Origin of the sequence: Rickettsiales endosymbiont of Peranema trichophorum (assembly GCF_004210275.1) — a bacterium.
GTDB lineage: Bacteria > Pseudomonadota > Alphaproteobacteria > Rickettsiales > Midichloriaceae > RICK02.
Genome location: NZ_SCFA01000022.1, coordinates 1 through 16,518 on the forward strand (window position 1 = coordinate 1; position 16,518 = coordinate 16,518).

The 16,518-nt window shown below is 40.2% G+C and carries 16 protein-coding genes and 1 tRNA gene; 8 read left to right on the forward strand and 9 right to left on the reverse strand.

What is annotated here, in order from left to right:
• Positions 1-200: 200 nt before the first annotated feature.
• The 3 genes from EDM53_RS00955 to lgt form a co-directional block, all read right to left on the reverse strand.
• Positions 201-1,868 (reverse strand): ribonuclease J, encoded by a 1,668-nt coding sequence (locus EDM53_RS00955; RefSeq protein ID WP_410528545.1) that lies wholly within the window; start codon positions 1,866-1,868, stop codon positions 201-203.
• Positions 1,869-1,931: 63 nt separating this feature from the next.
• Positions 1,932-2,972: a rod shape-determining protein gene (locus tag EDM53_RS00960; RefSeq protein ID WP_130121535.1), complete on the reverse strand. Its 1,041-nt coding sequence runs from the start codon at positions 2,970-2,972 to the stop codon at positions 1,932-1,934.
• A gap of 192 nt (positions 2,973-3,164) precedes the next feature.
• Entirely contained in the window at positions 3,165-3,950 is a 786-nt protein-coding gene (lgt, locus tag EDM53_RS00965) for a prolipoprotein diacylglyceryl transferase (RefSeq protein WP_130121537.1), read from the reverse strand.
• Positions 3,951-4,036: 86 nt separating this feature from the next.
• Between lgt and EDM53_RS00970 the strand changes: the two genes are divergently transcribed.
• The gene (locus EDM53_RS00970) at positions 4,037-4,378 is read left to right on the forward strand and encodes an accessory factor UbiK family protein (protein WP_130121539.1); all 342 of its coding nucleotides are present in this window, start codon (positions 4,037-4,039) and stop codon (positions 4,376-4,378) included.
• Between the two features lie 242 nt (positions 4,379-4,620).
• Here the strand turns inward: EDM53_RS00970 and EDM53_RS00975 are convergent, their stop codons facing one another.
• The 5 genes from EDM53_RS00975 to EDM53_RS00995 form a co-directional block, all read right to left on the reverse strand.
• Positions 4,621-5,397, reverse strand: a complete 777-nt coding sequence (locus EDM53_RS00975; protein ID WP_130121541.1) for a VirB8/TrbF family protein — start codon at positions 5,395-5,397, stop codon at positions 4,621-4,623.
• A gap of 366 nt (positions 5,398-5,763) precedes the next feature.
• A tRNA-Arg gene (locus EDM53_RS00980) sits at positions 5,764-5,837 on the reverse strand.
• Between the two features lie 25 nt (positions 5,838-5,862).
• Positions 5,863-6,651, reverse strand: coding sequence for a pseudouridine synthase (locus tag EDM53_RS00985; protein ID WP_130121543.1), 789 nt, complete (start codon positions 6,649-6,651; stop codon positions 5,863-5,865).
• A gap of 27 nt (positions 6,652-6,678) precedes the next feature.
• Complete coding sequence (prmC, locus tag EDM53_RS00990) at positions 6,679-7,539, reverse strand: peptide chain release factor N(5)-glutamine methyltransferase (protein WP_165379523.1); 861 nt, start codon at positions 7,537-7,539, stop codon at positions 6,679-6,681.
• Between the two features lie 2 nt (positions 7,540-7,541).
• Positions 7,542-8,111 carry a 5-formyltetrahydrofolate cyclo-ligase gene (locus EDM53_RS00995; protein WP_165379524.1) on the reverse strand — a complete coding sequence of 190 codons (570 nt, stop codon included), beginning with the start codon at positions 8,109-8,111 and terminating at the stop codon, positions 7,542-7,544.
• A 149-nt stretch (positions 8,112-8,260) separates the two neighbouring features.
• On the opposite strand from EDM53_RS00995, the gene EDM53_RS01000 reads away from it, so the two are divergent.
• The 3 genes from EDM53_RS01000 (at position 8,261) to dnaA (ending at position 11,457) form a co-directional block, all read left to right on the forward strand.
• On the forward strand, positions 8,261-8,683 hold the full coding sequence (locus tag EDM53_RS01000; protein ID WP_130121549.1) for a YgiW/YdeI family stress tolerance OB fold protein: 423 nt from the start codon (positions 8,261-8,263) through the stop codon (positions 8,681-8,683).
• 42 nt (positions 8,684-8,725) lie between these two features.
• On the forward strand, positions 8,726-9,727 hold the full coding sequence (trpS, locus tag EDM53_RS01005; RefSeq protein WP_130121551.1) for a tryptophan--tRNA ligase: 1,002 nt from the start codon (positions 8,726-8,728) through the stop codon (positions 9,725-9,727).
• Between the two features lie 323 nt (positions 9,728-10,050).
• Positions 10,051-11,457 carry a chromosomal replication initiator protein DnaA gene (dnaA, locus tag EDM53_RS01010; protein ID WP_130121553.1) on the forward strand — a complete coding sequence of 469 codons (1,407 nt, stop codon included), beginning with the start codon at positions 10,051-10,053 and terminating at the stop codon, positions 11,455-11,457.
• Between the two features lie 26 nt (positions 11,458-11,483).
• Here the strand turns inward: dnaA and EDM53_RS06530 are convergent, their stop codons facing one another.
• Positions 11,484-11,840 (reverse strand): DUF4372 domain-containing protein, encoded by a 357-nt coding sequence (locus EDM53_RS06530; protein ID WP_410528546.1) that lies wholly within the window; start codon positions 11,838-11,840, stop codon positions 11,484-11,486.
• A 353-nt stretch (positions 11,841-12,193) separates the two neighbouring features.
• On the opposite strand from EDM53_RS06530, the gene EDM53_RS01020 reads away from it, so the two are divergent.
• The 4 genes from EDM53_RS01020 to EDM53_RS01035 form a co-directional block, all read left to right on the forward strand.
• Entirely contained in the window at positions 12,194-12,925 is a 732-nt protein-coding gene (locus EDM53_RS01020; protein WP_130121557.1) for an RsmE family RNA methyltransferase, read from the forward strand.
• Between the two features lie 324 nt (positions 12,926-13,249).
• Entirely contained in the window at positions 13,250-13,999 is a 750-nt protein-coding gene (locus tag EDM53_RS01025; RefSeq protein WP_130121559.1) for a hypothetical protein, read from the forward strand.
• A 148-nt stretch (positions 14,000-14,147) separates the two neighbouring features.
• On the forward strand, positions 14,148-15,002 hold the full coding sequence (locus EDM53_RS01030; RefSeq protein ID WP_130121561.1) for a glycine--tRNA ligase subunit alpha: 855 nt from the start codon (positions 14,148-14,150) through the stop codon (positions 15,000-15,002).
• Positions 15,003-15,439: 437 nt separating this feature from the next.
• On the forward strand, positions 15,440-16,518 hold a 1,079-nt coding region (locus EDM53_RS01035; RefSeq protein ID WP_165379526.1), incomplete at its 3' end, for an AAA family ATPase.

A 16,518-nucleotide genomic window follows, 5' to 3' on the forward strand; every position in this document is an offset into this window, starting at 1 on the left:
TAATACCAATGCAAAAAATATTTAATTTTAATAAAAAATTTTCCCCGGACAGCAGTGCGTTTTCACGGGCATGACAAAGGAGGGAGCGGGAATGACAAAAAAGGGAAGCAGAAGTGACAAAAAGGCGAGAATGCCGAGGGCAAGGTGAAGTGGCGGGATTCCAAATGCATTTAAAACATAGTTGATGGCAAAAGGTGAGCCTAAAGCCATTCTACTTGCGATACGATTTCTGGAGTTTTACCAACTTCAAACTTTATAACCCTCCTCACAGTGTTTTCCACATACTTCCTAATTTCTGAAGTGCCATACCTCTTGCCGCCTAAGAAGTGATTATATATCTCATCCCTCATGTTTGATAAAATATCATCATCTTCGTCAGCATCTAAAACACCAGGCGCTATAATAGTTGGTGGTTTTAAAATCTTGCTCTTTGAATCAAATATCAAAGTCACAACCACCGCACCATCATTCATCAACTTCCTTCTCATTTTCAAAATATTGGAGTTGGATGCCAATATGAAGTTGCCATCTATCGCAAGCTTACCAGCTTTAATGTGACCAACTGTCTCTATCTTTGTCTCGGTAATCCTAAATAGCGTACCATTTTCAGCTTCCACAGACTGCTTCGCTCCATGAGCAAGTGCAAACTTTGAATGCTCATGTAAGTGGACAGCTTCACCGTGTACAGGTATCGCAATCTTAGGCCTGACCAATTTGTACATTCTGGCCATCTCATCACGGTTCGGATGCCCTGAAACATGCACAAAATGATCCTGCTCGGTTAGAACCTCTACTCCAAGCTTGCAAAACTTGTTAAATAATTGAAATATTCTTTTCTCATTACCAGGAATAATTTTAGAAGAAAAGATTATGAGATCACCAGGTGCCATCTTCAAAGAAGGGTGATGATCATTTGATAGTTTTGCAGCCGCCGCAAGCGGTTCACCCTGACATCCAGTGCATATCACCAATAAGTCCTCACGTCTGATCTTCTTAATTTCTCTTTCTGAAACAAATGGAAGTAGATCAGTAAGATAACCACATTCTTTGGCCGCCTCATAACAACGCCATAAAGCTCTTCCTATCAAAGCGACCCTTCTACCAGAGGCCTCCGCCGCCAAAGCAATTGAGTGAATTCTGGCAATATTGGAAGCAAATGTAGTCACCACTACAGTCCCGTTCTTAACACTGGATATCAACTCCCTAAGGCTCTTTGCAAGCTCCCCTTCTGAACCAGAGACCCCATCAGCAAAGATGTTGGTAGAGTCACAAACCATAGCAAGTACACCATCATCCCCCAAACTCTTCAGTCGCTTTTCATTGGTGGAGTCTCCGATGACCGGATCCTTGTCCAACTTCCAATCACCTGTATGAAAAATCTTACCGCGACTCGTCTCCAATATTATTCCTTGCATCTCTGGAATGGAATGCGTTAAGCCAACTAATTCTATAGAAAAAGGACCAACTTGAAACTGTGTATTTGTTTGTACTTCTACAATTTTTACTGCTTTCTGAGGCATTGCTTCTGCAAATTTGGCCTTCAAAATCGCTGTGGTGAAGCTCGTTCCATATATTGGACATTCTAACTCCTGCCAAAGATAAGGAACAGCACCAATGTGATCCTCATGAGCGTGTGTCAGAACCAAACCAGCAATGTCTTTTTTATGTTTTATTAAAAAATCCACATTTGGTACTAAAATGCTGACACCCGGGAAATGCAAAGGATCCGCAAACCCAAGACCCAGGTCTATAATCAACCACTTGCCCCTATCATGGTACAGGTAACAATTTAGACCGATCTCACCAGCACCCCCCAGTGGTAAAAATAATAGGTCATCTTTACTAAAATTACAGTTCATACTCAATATACCCCATTTGTTTGCAAAAAAGCACTTTATTTAACTGATATGTAAAATGTGCTAGCGTTTGTTTTAATCTTGTTTAAATAAAACGTGCTTCAATTCCTCAAAATTTTCAAGCACCTTACCCGTACCAACTGCAACACAAGCTAACGGGTCCTCCGCTATAAAGACTGGAAGGCCTGTAGCCTCTCTAATCACCTTATCAAGATTTCTTAACAAGGCTCCACCACCAGTCATTGCAATGCCTCTATCAACGATATCAGAGGATAACTCAGGTGGTGCAGACTCCAATACAAGCTTGATGACTTGTACGATTTGTTTCACAGGCTCCTCTAAGCTTTCAGCGATATTTGATTCCGTCATCACGATCTCTTTAGGAATGCCGTTTACCAGATCGCGACCCTTAATCTCAATACTCCTAGGCGTAGAGTCAGGAAGGCAAGCAGTTCCTATCTCTTTTTTGATTCTCTCCGCCGTAGCCTCTCCTATCAATAGATTGTGGTACCTTCTAATATACGCGATGATTGCATCGTCTATCGCATCACCTCCAATTCGTATTGACTTGGAATATACGACGCCCCCAAGGGACAATACACCAACTTCAGTGGTGCCACCACCTATGTCAACTACCATAGAACCAGTTGGCTCCGTAACAGGCAAGTTAGCACCTATTGCGGCAGCCATAGGCTCTTCTATCAAGTAGACATCCCTTGCACCCGCACTTTCTACCGCGTCTTGGATTGCACGTCTTTCTACCGCCGTCGAACCAGAAGGTACGCACACTATGATCCTAGGCCGCGCAAAGAAAAATTTACGATCATGTACCACGTTGATGAAATACTTGATCATCTCTTCAGCACCTTTGAAATCAGCTATTACCCCATCTTTCAATGGTCTAAATGCGTAAATTTCAGCCGGAGTCTTACCTAGCATCATCTTTGCCTGAGTGCCAAAAGCGTATGGTGTGCTCACTCCTCTGTGCTGTAACAAAGCTATCACAGAAGGTTCGTTAAGAACGATACCTTTTTTGGGTACATACACCAGAGTGTTAGCAGTACCAAGGTCAATCGCCATATCTGAGGAAAACAGTCCTAGTATCTTGGATAACATATTTCTAACTTTTTACTTGTATATTATGTGGACAAGGCAGATCCGTCATTTTACAGCCAGTTTTAAAATACTGCTATTTATCGAGAGCTTTCAATGCCAAGATAATAGTACTACTATACTTTGTTCGAATCAACTTGTATTATAACAAGAACGTATCTAATGCACAACACGAGATTTAGGGCTTTGAGCTTATCATCGTCTTTTAAATATTATCAAAGAAAGACCAGCTATACACATAGGAATCGAGAGTATTTGTCCCATCGTTAACCCGTATGCAAGGTAGCCAATATTTTGATCAGGTTCCCTCAGTAACTCTACCAAAATTCTCACAACACCGTAATAGCAAAAAAATACCCCAGTCAATTTCCCTGTGTACTTTTTTATGTCTGTGCGCCAAAACAATAGCTGCATTATCACAAAAAGTATCAAGCCTTCAAGCGCTGCTTCGTATAGCTGTGATGGATGTCTGGGAAGGCTACCCATTTTTGGAAATATCACGCCAAGCGGTGAATCGGTGATTCTGCCACATAGCTCCTGATTTACAAAATTTGCAAGCCTACCCAAAAATATACCAATTGGAACAACACAGACAAGTGCATCCACAAACTGCAAAAATGGAATGCCGTACCTGCGTGCATATACATAAGAAGCAACCCCACCGCCAACCAATCCTCCATGAAATGACATACCTCCCTGCCATGTCTTGAAAATCACGATTGGTTGATAAATAGCAGAATGCAAATCATAAAATAAAATGTAGCCAAGCCTACCGCCAACTATTATGCCAATCGTCATGTACAATATGATGTTTTCTTTGGCATCACTTGTAAGTTGGAAAGAATCACGATTCAAGGAGCGCATTAGTAATATGTAGCCCAGTAGTATGCCTACGATATAGGCGAGGGAGTACCACCTTACTTCTAGTGTCAGTACTTCAAAAGCTACAGGGTCAAGATTTGGGAAAAGTATTGCATACATACGTAAATCATTATAGGGTTATAGTGAAAGAGTTGTTTTACTACTAACTTTGCAAAAAACAACTAACAACACATTTATGATTTTGTATGAAACGACACAATCACTTTTTTGACGAACTGGGAAAGATTGCAAGTACTGCATTTGCTTCTGCTAGTAACACGAAAAGAGAAATATGCGCCTACATAAAGGAGCATATCGAAATAATGATAAAGAAAATGAACTTTATTACTCGAGATGAGTTTGAGCCAGTTCGTAACATGTCTGTTCAAATGAAAAGGGACATACAAGAAATACAAGGAATGTTAAATATTCAACCAAAAGTTGTGAAGAAACAAAGTAAACCTAAAGATGTCGTCACAAAACAGGATGAAATAGCGCGGAAAAGCACTAAAAAGCCTAAAATTTCCAAAGGCAACTCTGTTGCATAGCCTTGTCGCCTAACCCCCATCAGATTCTACGTCAATTAAGAGTCTGTCCGCAAATTAATTGGAATGAAGGGAATCTGGCCAAAAGTAGTCCGTTAAGTTGTTAGGGAAGGTGAATGGACGCCCATTTTCACGTGCGTTGTAAGTCTGAGATGTGATATAAGAAAGTAGTGCATACAGAAGATATGTGAAGAACTAGTATGGGGAGGAGGTAAGAGGCAAAGCCTGAAGGCACTCTTGTATCCTCAATTCGCTATCTGATCCTCTTCTATAAGCTGTGGTTTGTAGGATGTGACTGTAAACTTTAAGGGCATCTCCTTTGTTAAGACCTTGCTAATATCGCTCAATATGAAGTCAGTATCAACAACCCACTTTGATAATTTGCGCTGTCCCCCTATCCACTGTTCCGTCACCTGGTAGTAGACTTTTGCTGATTCCGGGTGATGATTATGTTGCGGAAATTCCACAGATGTAACGGACACTGTGACTAGCGCATTCGTTTTATACCGGAGTATAGGACTTGTAGAGTTGATGGATGGATCTAGGTAATCTATGTAACTTCTAAATAACTTTTGAGATGATAAAGACATGATTGTACGTAACAGCGTGGTTAACTTATCAGTGTGAAGATTGTTATAATCATAACCTTCTCGAATTTTGACGTACTGAGCCAATAAGTAGCGCGCCACTGCAACCGCCACTGATCCATCACTGTTTGATAATCGCTGAATGTGCGGGAAGTAGTTGATTTGGTCATCCACATATATTGCAAATGGGTATTTCTGTACCGGATCATCTAAAAGCACAGTTTTCACTATTAAAAAAGTGAACCAAAGGATGAAAAGAGTAGCAACAAGTATATAAGCTCTGTGTTTCAATGGCTTTAAGTATCTGTCCCCGTACCATTGCCTGGCATTCTCAAAATAACTGCGATCTACCACAGCAGTAAGTATGAGGCCACGTGGTTCAGTATTTAGCATCTTAAATAGTTTATTTGTTGTTATGACCCTGTATTTAATCATAACAGCTTCAAAAGTGATTGGTAGAAAAATCTATGGAGCCATCTAACAAAAGTGAAGCACTTTATAAGTGTTGTACCAGTGTCCATTTTTAAATAGACCTCTTGCCTAACTCATTCTGAGTGGTTATTTTGTCGTCAAAATTTGTCTGCGCTCCTCACATATATAGGATATGCTGCGGTGCTCACCTGCATTTTTCCTAAAAATTCCTCACTCATCTATGAGTTATGCAAGAGGTCTAATGATTCAAAGCGGATCTTGTGAAACTCGCCTCTGTGCAGGCATTTCAATACGCTTACCCAGCCTCGTCCTCAAATCCATTTGCCTGATTTAATCTGAAATTTGGTATTGTTTGGATTCAGATGAACGCGCGCCTGAGAGGACTTGAACCCCTAACCTCTAGATCCGTAGTCTAGCGCTCTATCCAATTGAGCTACAGGCGCAAGCGACACAGCAAGTCTATCCACATTAAGCGTTGCTGTCAAAGCAAAAATCCATTAATTGCAACTCGTTTAGGAGCTCATGCACTTCGTCTGTTCCAATTTCCTTCACTTCTCCTACCTTAAGGTCGCCCAACTCAAATCTATCAAAGCCAACTCTAATCAGTCTGTTCACTGTAAGCCCAAAATACTCAAATGCTTTTCTAATTTCTCTGTTCTTGCCTTCGTGTAGACTGACAGTCACCCAACTATGTGTACCTTGCAATCTGTCGCACGTGACAATGATCTTGTCATATCTGATACCATCTACCACAACCCCATTAGCAAGTTTTTTAATGATACCAGGATGAACAAGACCATGTACACGGCATCTGTAGCGTCGTTCTAAGCCAGTACTGGGAAGTTCCATTTGTCTGGAGAGTGCCCCGGAATTTGTTAAAAGCAATAAACCCTCGCTGTTTAAGTCCAGTCTACCAACGCTGATAACACGTGGAAGATTTTTGGGCAATATGTCAAAGATTGTCTTTCTTCCTTTTGGATCCCTGTTGGTAGTCACCACACCCTTTGGTTTAAAAAACAGCCATAATCTGGTTTTCATAGGGCTGATCAGAGGCTGATTATTGACAAGTATCGTGTCGCTTTTGGATACTAAAGTTGCCGGAGACATGACATGCTGTCCATTTAATGTGACTACCCCTTGTAATATAAGTTTTTCCGCATCACGCCTGGAACAAACACCAGCCCTAGCTATGGTCTTAGCAATCCTTTCTTGTTTTTTTTGATGAATATCTGTAGGAGACTGAGTGCTTGTGCTCATTGTATATACTATGACCTATATGTTGGGTTAGCTTTTTTTTTGAAAGATTAGGCACCTTTCTATGTTGTTGAGATCTAGGTGCTTCTGATATAACTCGTAACCAAATGATGTAGTAATATCACATACAGCTGAAGCTTGTTCAATACCTATCTCAAACAGTAAAAATCCTCCAGGTTTCAAAAAATCATATGTTTGCTTAGCTATCGTTTGATAGTGAGTCAAACCATCCTCAAAGTCTGTAAGTGCTATCGAAGGCTCGTACTCTTTGACGTCTGCTTCTAAGCCAACCCAATCTTTGTAAGGTATATATGGTGGATTAGATAAGATGGCGTCGTACACTTCATCCTTCTCAAGTTGATCGCACCAATTGCTTTCCAGAAATCTGACATGTACGTTATTAGATTTTGCATTTTCTCTAGCGGTACATAATGCTTCTACGCTAATGTCCAATCCAGTAACGGATGCTTGAGGATAGAGCATGGCCAATGTTATAGCTATGCAACCACTGCCAGTGCCTAGATCAAGAAAGTCGTAAGGATATGAACGATCTGGGAACGTTTGGAGAATGCTGTCTATCATCAATTCCGTCTCCGGTCTTGGTGTCAAAACATGGCTTGTGACTTTAAATTTGGACAAATAAAAGTGTTTTGTCCCCAATATCTGGGAGATGGGCTCTCGTGCTATTCGTCTTTGAACATTCTCTTCAAAGACAATTTGTTGTATGCTTGTCAAAGATGTGTCATTAGAAAGTTGAAGTAGCAACTCCTCTCTTCCTTGATAATTTAAAGAGTAAATCATCAGAAGCTCTGCATCTATCGCATAAGTTTGTATAGAGGCATCCCTGAGCCTCTGCTTCGCTTGTGATAAAATTGTCCGCAGTGTAGTCACGTCTAACTCCAAGAATTGCGAATGATACCAGCTTCCGTTACAATATAAAAGAGTGGAATATCATGTGGTTCTGTTGGTATATCGTTGTTTTCTTGAAAAGAATATGCAACACCAATCGACACAGCATTTGGATAATGTGGTAGTGTCCTATCATAAAAACCACCTCCATAACCTAGTCTATGGCAACTTCTTGTAAATCCAAGTAGTGGCACCATAATCAAATCCGGTATTATTGTCTCCTGAGATTGATATGGTTCATGCAATCCCATATTTGAGTTAAACTCTAACGGTGTATTTGTCCTCCATAGTTTAAACTCTAGAGGTCTGAACTTATCGACTACCCTTGGCAGTCCGATGTCATAACGCCCTAGTTTTTCAATCTCTGCAAGGATGTATATCATATTGATTTCAAACTTGATGGGATAATATCCGCACACAGATCTACCCGAAAGAGTAGCAATGAGTCCCAGTAAGTTATCACAAAGTTTGCTCCAAAACATCTCATTCCAAGTTTCTGATAAATTTTTTCGTAGTACCAGTAATTCTTGTCGTATCTTCGCCTTTGTGTTCATTATATATATGTTATGTATACGTTGTTTATAAACAGCATTGGTATAAATATACCGGTTTGGAAGCACAAGCAATAGTCTTAGAAAGATTGACAGGTCCATGATATCGTAATATCATAGTACTCATACTAATCGTTAATTAAAGGTACACTATGATAAACAAATTTCGTGGAATGATGGCTGTGGCAATGTTGCTTTCCTTTGCTGTGAGTGCAGAAGCTGCTAATGGTGGATTCGTGGGACCTAATTCGGCTGGAACTCAGCATGGTGGTTTTGTAGGCCCAGACGCGAGTTCAGCATCTTCTATAAAAAGCGTTCTGGAGAACGGATACGACGACATGAGGGTTGTGCTACAAGGCTACATTACAAAGCGCTTATCGCACGACAGATACATGTTCAGTGACGGTGCAAAGGAGATAGTTGTAGAGATAGATGACGAGGACATGCCTAGAGAACAGATTACGCCAAAGACTTTGTTAAAGATTTGCGGTGAAGTTGACTTAGATAGAGGCTACTTAAATCCCCTCTCTCCAAAGATTGAGATAGACGTAAAACACATTGAAATAGTAAAATAGAGTCTAGTGATTTTTGGGTGCCAATTTGTAGTGAGTTAAAATGTGCCTAAGGTAGTACTAACAGGAGACAGGCCCACTGGTGGACTGCACTTGGGTCACTACATTGGCTCACTCAAGAATAGAGTTGCTCTTCAAGAAGAGTATCAGCAATACGTTATGGTTGCTGACGTACAAGCTTTGACAGACAACTTTCATCAGTCAGATAAGGTCACGGATAGCGTATTGGGGCTTGTTGCGGACTACATAGCCGTTGGAATAGATCCTGAGAAAACAACGATTTTCATACAGTCTCAGGTTACCGCTCTTGCGGAGTTAACAGTGTATTATATGAATTTGGTAACGCTGTCTCGCCTCGAGCGTAATCCTACTGTTAAGTGTGAGATAGAGCGAAAGAAGTACCAGGACTCAATTCCAGTGGGTTTTCTTTGTTATCCGATAAGTCAGGCTGCAGACATCACCATTTTTAAAGCAGATTGTGTCCCCGTTGGTGAGGACCAAATTCCAATGGTGGAACAGACTAATGAAATAGTAAGGCGGTTCAATCGTCTATACAATACAGAATGCCTTAAGGAAGCACAAGTTCTTCTCAGTGATGTACCAAGGCTTATTGGTATTGATGGTAAGGCAAAAGCCAGTAAATCTCTCAATAACGCCATTTTGTTATCCGATTCACCTGAAAGCATCAAAGATAAGGTGTTTAGCATGTTTACTGATCCACAACATGTACGGGTCAGTGATCCTGGGAATGTTCAAGGGAATGTGGTATTTACTTATCTAGACGCTTTTCATAGCAATAAGGATGAAGTCGGTGAGTTAAAAGCAATGTATCAAAAAGGAGGGCTTGCTGACACCAAGGTTAAATCGATTTTGAACGACGTATTGCAGGAACTATTGATGCCAATACGTGACAGGCGTAATGCAATGACTCAAGATTATCTGCGTGACATAGTGTATGAAGGTACAAAGATAGCTTGTAGTACAGCTAAATCCACAATAGAAGAAGTAAGAGATGCTATCGGTATCGGTCGATATTTCATCAGGTAGGAGGTGCGTGGAGCCAAGTTTCATAAAATCCGTTTTGAATCATTTAAAATGGGAATGGCTATAATCAACAGGGAGTATGCGAACGCCATAGACTTCCTCAGAACGTCTTTTAAGCCAGTTACTATTACTTACTGGTTTTGAGCCTATACAATTGATTGCACAATAGGAAATAAGCGCTTTCTGATACTCAATGCTTTGGTATTTTATGGAATAGCTTCAGTTCCACAAAGTCAACTCTTTTATTTGCATAAAAGTAGATTTATTCTCTTTACGAAGTGGAAGTATTGAGTCAATTTATACGTCTACTATCTCAAGATCAAAACATGAATAACACTATAAAAAAACACGAAAGGCAATTTGGAGACCAGGAGCTTTGGGGAGAAGTCTTGCAAGATCTCAAGAATGAGTATGGTCTGGACACATTCAACACTTGGTTTATTGACCTTGCTTTTGAAAAGATTCAGGATAATGTCATCACTGTTACAGCGCCAAACAGATTTATTAGGGATACTGTCTTTACCAATTATCTCAATAAAATGAAGCAAAGTTTGTCTATAAAGGCACCAAACATCACCGTAATAGATTTAAGAGTGCTCTCAGAAAGCCAAACTCCGGCTATTGGTGCTCAAGAAGATGATGTATACAACGATAGAAGCGAATTTCATGGATCTCAAGCCAGTTATCTTGCAAATCTTTCAAATGTGCTAGATGTGAAGCTGACTTTTGATAACTTCATGGTAGGTGAAACAAATAAGCTGGCCTTTACATCTGCATCTAATATAGTGTCCTCGCAACTGTCAGGTGCTACATCTGCATGTCCTAACATGCTATACCTGTACGGAGGTGTTGGTATGGGAAAAACTCATCTTTTGCAATCTATTGCAAATGCTGTATTTTCAAATGCTCCAACAAAGCGGGTTGTGTATATTAGTTCTGAGAGATTTATGCATCAGTACGTTGTGTCTCTTAAAAATAATACAAGTTTAGGGTTTAAAGAGTGTCTCCGTTCTCTAGACGTGCTATTACTGGATGATTTACAGTTCCTATGCGGCAAAAATAGCACACAGTCCGAGTTTGCAAATATCTTAGCTGTTTTAGCAGAATCTGGAAAATTCGTAGTCATTTCTAGTGACAGAACTCCATATCGTTTAGAGTTTGATCGTCGTACTAAATCACGGTTGGCTGGTGCATTGGTAGTAGAGATAAAACAGCCAAACTATGAATTAAGACTGGAGATTTTAAAACATAAAGCACGTCAGCGTAAAGTTAACATAGATGAAAGCATTCTAGAGTTTATCGCTCAAAACGTTACTTCTAGTGTTAGAGAACTAGAGGGGGCTTTACATAACCTTTTGCATCATACTGCCTCGTCAGGATTGGAGATCAACTTGAAAAACACAAAGTATGTTTTAAAGGACTGTTTTCTTGCTAACGAAGCCTGTTTGACGGTTAACCAAATAATCAACGCAATAGCTAATTATTACGGTTTTACTCTCGCAGAAATGTTAAAGAAAACAAGAGAGAAGCGGTACATACAACCCAGACAAGTTGCAGCCTTTATGGTAAAACAGCTGACCAGAAGCAGCCTTAAGGAAATAGGAGACGCTTTGGGTGGAAGGAACCACTCGACTATTGTATATGCTGCGAAGCAGATTGAAGAAAAGATGAAAGAAGACCAACTATTAGAGTATGACATTAATCAACTCTACAATATACTTGGTGTCAGATAATTATGGTGTGAGAGCATGTCCGCAAATTAATTGGAATGAAAAGAATTCGGGCAAAAGTAGTATGTTAAGTGGTTGTCAAAGGCAAATGGATTCCCGCTGTTGCGGACTGTTGTCCGGGGAAAATTTTTTATTAAAATTAAAATTGAGCGTTTAACATCACTTAGTTGCAAATGATATTGGCTGGACTTGATAAAACTACAACCAATTTCCATGTCCCTTAAGCTTTTGGAATTCGTTAAATGGGCAAAAACCATTGTTGCCAAGTAGTTCCAGGTATTAAAGCGTTTATAATATTTATCACTATGATGTTTCGTGGCCAATTTCTTAACACACCCTTTATCAAGATGTTTTAGTATTTGAAAAAATGTGCTATTCCTATACATGGCGTAAGTTCCTTTAGGTTTTTGCAACAGGAAATATACCTGAAATCAAAGACTTACGCCAACTAACAAATAAATACAATTTAACCTTAATTTTTTCCCCGGACACCAGTGCGTTTTTGCGGGAATGACAAGAGAGGGAGCGGGAATGACAAAAAAGGGGAGCGACACAGGAAGATGCCGGAATGGCAAAGGGGGATAAGCGGTAGTGACAAAAGGCAAGATGGCGGAATGCAAAGAATGGGAGCCTGTGATGTTTGTCTCAACACCATCCAGACGCACCAACATATATCATATTTGCGGACAAGCTCTGATGTCAATTTCCCAAAATTGGTGTTAAATACGGTGTAGTCTATATGTCCTTGCGTACTAGAGTCTTTAGTGCTGAGAAGTTAAAAACCGGTGCAGTACTAAAGTTGACAGCAGGTCAGGAGCATTACCTGGCAAAGGTACTAAGGATGAAGTCTAAAGAGAGATTAAAGGTTTTTAATGGTACGGATGGAGAATGGCTCGCAGAATTCTTGAATGCCGGGTGTGTCAGAATTATGGAGCGTTTAAAACTCCCTAGTCAAGAGCAATCTCTACATCTTGCATTTTCTCCATTAAAAGGAAATAATACAGCCTTTATAGTTGAGAAGGCAACGGAACTGGGAGTAACAGAAATGTGGCCCATCATAACGTCTAGAACCGTAGTAAATAAAGTGAACGAAGTCAAGCTTACTACAATTGCAATCGAGGCTACAGAACAATCAGAAAGATTTGTAGTACCTCAAATTCATCCCATGCAGACTCTCAGAGATTTTCTAAATCAGCGACACTTCGATGGTTCCTTACTGTTTTGTAATGAGCGTACAACAGCCTCACAACAACTATCTCTGAATCAACTTCAAAGTCCCAATGCAAGTCCACGTGATGATTGTATTTTGATAGGACCAGAAGGCGGATTCTCAGAAGATGAAGTTACTAGTATAAGAGGCTTTGGGGAGCGCCTGTTGGAAATATCTCTAGGCAAAAGGATTTTGCGCGCCGAAACCGCTGCTATTGCTGCAATTAGCCTCTATAATACTGTGCATAACAACTGGCTGTAAACCTGTGCCAAATAGCAAATATACCCTAAAAAGGTTTGTATAGACAATATGGTGTTGACATAACAAATAAACACTAGTTACAGTATCTTTAGCGCTTGTGGTTCGCGATATTTTCAAGGCAAAAAACACAAGTGGTTATGTAAAGATAATAAATTTAAACTAAACAGTATGTTGATACAACCTTGTCAAACAGATTATGTGGGTGTTTGCGTCTACAAATGGGTTGTGTCGCAATCACATTGCTTATGTGGTATGTCGGTATAGTTGTTCATCAAGTGACTATGATGTGCCTTGCAAATATAAAAGGAGGGAAAAATATACGGTATGAAAACGCGTTACTATAAAACTGTTATGGTGTGGTCTGCAGCTCTGTTTTTGGTAGGATGTAGTAGTCCGATTAACCCTTTGTACGGTAGCTATCAAAATAAAGGTAGTGCTGCTGATTTCAGCAAAAGACATAGTCCTAGGGATAACAGATTTATAGAGGCTGGTGGATTTGCTAAAAAGAAAAAAAATAAAGGAGGTAGTGACACTAATCTCATACAAAACACGACAAGCTCAGCTGTTGGCTCGGATGGAATGTATCGTAAGCCCCAGCAAGTATACGTCGATCCTTTAAAAGATGTGTATGATGACGGCCAGCAACTAGGTGCAGCATTAGGTGATAAAGGCAGTATCACCCAAACTCCAAATAGCAAGAAGCTCGAAGCCACCAAGCCTGTGAAACAGTCTTTCTTGAGCAGATTGTTTAGAGGCAAAAAAAGTAATGATGCCGTTACAACTGAAAGCGATCTTCGATCTAATAATGATAGTCCAGACGCAATTTTAGAAGAGGGGAGAGATCAGGAAGAAAAAATTATAGCTCAAGAAGAGAAGGCAATGAGAAGTCTACCTTCCCCTGTTGTCTCGGATTCTACTGTTATATCGAATCCACATGCTATCTCGGATCAGGACATGAAGGATGCTTCCCTCAAATCTGACCCATTAAGCACAGTACCAGGTGTTCCAAATAAGCTAAAAGCACAAGTTGATAATAGACAGTCTATTAAAAATTTGGAATCACTTGCTAGATGATGTATAGTGTACGTGGGTCAGCTCGTAATACTGCTGGGGCGACCTACATTTAAAGGTAATCAAAGCAGTGCGGTTGTGTGTGTGCAAAATTGTGGCATCAAAAACAACACATCATGCTCTAAAAATAACATTGTAAAGCGAGTGGATCATGTACTTTCAAAACATAATATTAGAGCTACAAAAGTATTGGTCAGAGTATGGTTGTGTAATACTACAGCCGTATGACATGGAAGTAGGCGCTGGAACATCACACCCTGCTACTGCACTCCAGTGTCTTGCAAATAACCCCTGGAACGTGGCCTATGTACAGCCATGTAGGCGTCCTGCAGACGCAAGATATGGTGAAAACCCAAACAGAATGCAGCATTATTACCAATTTCAGGTGATTTTAAAGCCATCACCAGATGATATTCAAGAATTATGCTTAAAAAGCTTATATCAAATTGGTATCGATCCTAAGGCATACGATATTAGATTTATTGAAGATGATTGGGAAAATCCCACCTTAGGGGCATGGGGCTTGGGTTGGGAGTTATGGTGCAATGGTATGGAGATATTCCAATTCACTTATATGCAGCAAATAGGGACAATTGAATGCAAGCCTATCCCAGGCGAATTGACGTACGGGCTAGAAAGATTAGCCATGTTTGTACAGGGTGTTAAAAGCGTTTGGGATATAGTGTGGAACAAGGAGGGTCTCAAATACAGAGACGTTTTTTTGAAAAGTGAAAAAGAGTACTCTTGGTATAATTTCAAACACGCCGACACCGTCTTATTAACGACACAGTTTGGCGAACATGAAAATGAATGTGCAAAGCTGCTACAACATGGTTTGGCGTACCCTGCATACGATCAGTGTTTGAAGGCCAACCACATCTTCAACCTTCTAAATAGTAGAGGTGTGATTAGTGTGACGGAGAGAGCGTCCTACATAAGCAGAATTAGAAACCTGGTTAAAGACTGTTGTAGCGCTCTTATAAGCAACAAGCATCACATGCATTGATAACTTTTTAGAGCCTGTCCGCAAATTAATGGGAATGACAAGAATTCGGGCGAAAGTAGTATGTTAAGTTGTTGGCAAAGGCAAATGATACCAATTCTCATTTTTAAATGATTCAAAACGGATTTTGTGAAACTCGGCTCTGCGCACCTATTTCAATACGCTTACGCACTCCCATCCTCAAATCCATTCGCCTGATTTAATCTGAAATTTGGTATAAGGTGATGGGCAAGCAAGTACAAAGGTAAAATGAGTTTAATGATAAAGCAAAGAGTGTAGTTAAAAACATCTATTGAGGTCAACTTATAAAAGTGACGGTTGTTTGAGGCTTGTTTCATGATGTGGTCGCAGAAGGGCTAGAAATGTTATACTATATACCAGATGTTATGTTATAGTATTGACAGTACAGAGAAATCAAAAATAAAAGATAAAAAACACCCATGAAACTACCGGTAGGAGTCAGCGACTTTAGAGAAATAGTAAGAGAAGAGTATGTATTTACCGATAAGACTCTTTTAATCAAAGAAGTATTAGAGGACGGTGCGAAGGTGATTTTAATCACAAGACCTAGAAGATTTGGTAAAACATTGAACTTGTCGATGCTGTACTACTTTTTAGATCATAGTCAGCCAAAAGATGAGAATTTGTTTGAGAAGCTGAATATAGGGCAGGACAGAGCTTTTTGTGAGGAGCACCAGCATAAGTATCCAGTGATATTCATATCGTTCAAGGATGTGAAGCAGTCTACATACCGAGGAGCATACGACAATATTGTTGTGTTGGTGAGAGAGGTATACAGTAGTCACAGATATCTGTTGCAAAGTGATTGTTTGAATGAAGATGAGAAGGCAAGGTTCGTAGAGTTGTTGAACGAAAGAGGGCGCAAGTCACACATTGCAAGCGCCATCAAGCAGCTCTGTATCTACATACAGAGGCACTGTGGGAAAAACCCTATCATATTAATAGACGAATACGACACACCGATACAAGAAGCTTACCTGCACAAATACTACGAGAAGATGGTGGAGCTAATGCGGAGTATGCTTGGTCAGGCATTAAAGGATAACAGTTACTTAACAAAGGCTGTAGTCACAGGAATAACGCGTATCTCTCAGGAGAGTTTGTTTTCTGGATTAAACAACATAGAGGTATACTCGTTATTGAGAGAAGACTATGGGCAATACTTTGGGTTTACAGAAGATGAGGTTCTCAAACTGCTGGAAGAAACGAAGCAAGCAGTATCGCTTGATGCGATCAAGGAATGGTACAACGGGTATCAAATAGGCAAGCACATATTGTACAATCCATGGTCGATAATAAAGTGTTTAAAGAACCATGGGAAGTTAGAGACGTACTGGGTCAAGACATCAGGGAACGAGTTGATAGAAGAGTTGTTAAAGGAGGCGAAGCCGGAAGTTAGGAAGGAGTTTGAGGAGTTGTTACAGGGCAAAGTAATAACACAAGTACTGTCTGAGAATTTAGTGTTTCCCGACATAAAGAAGAAGCCGGAAGCCTTATG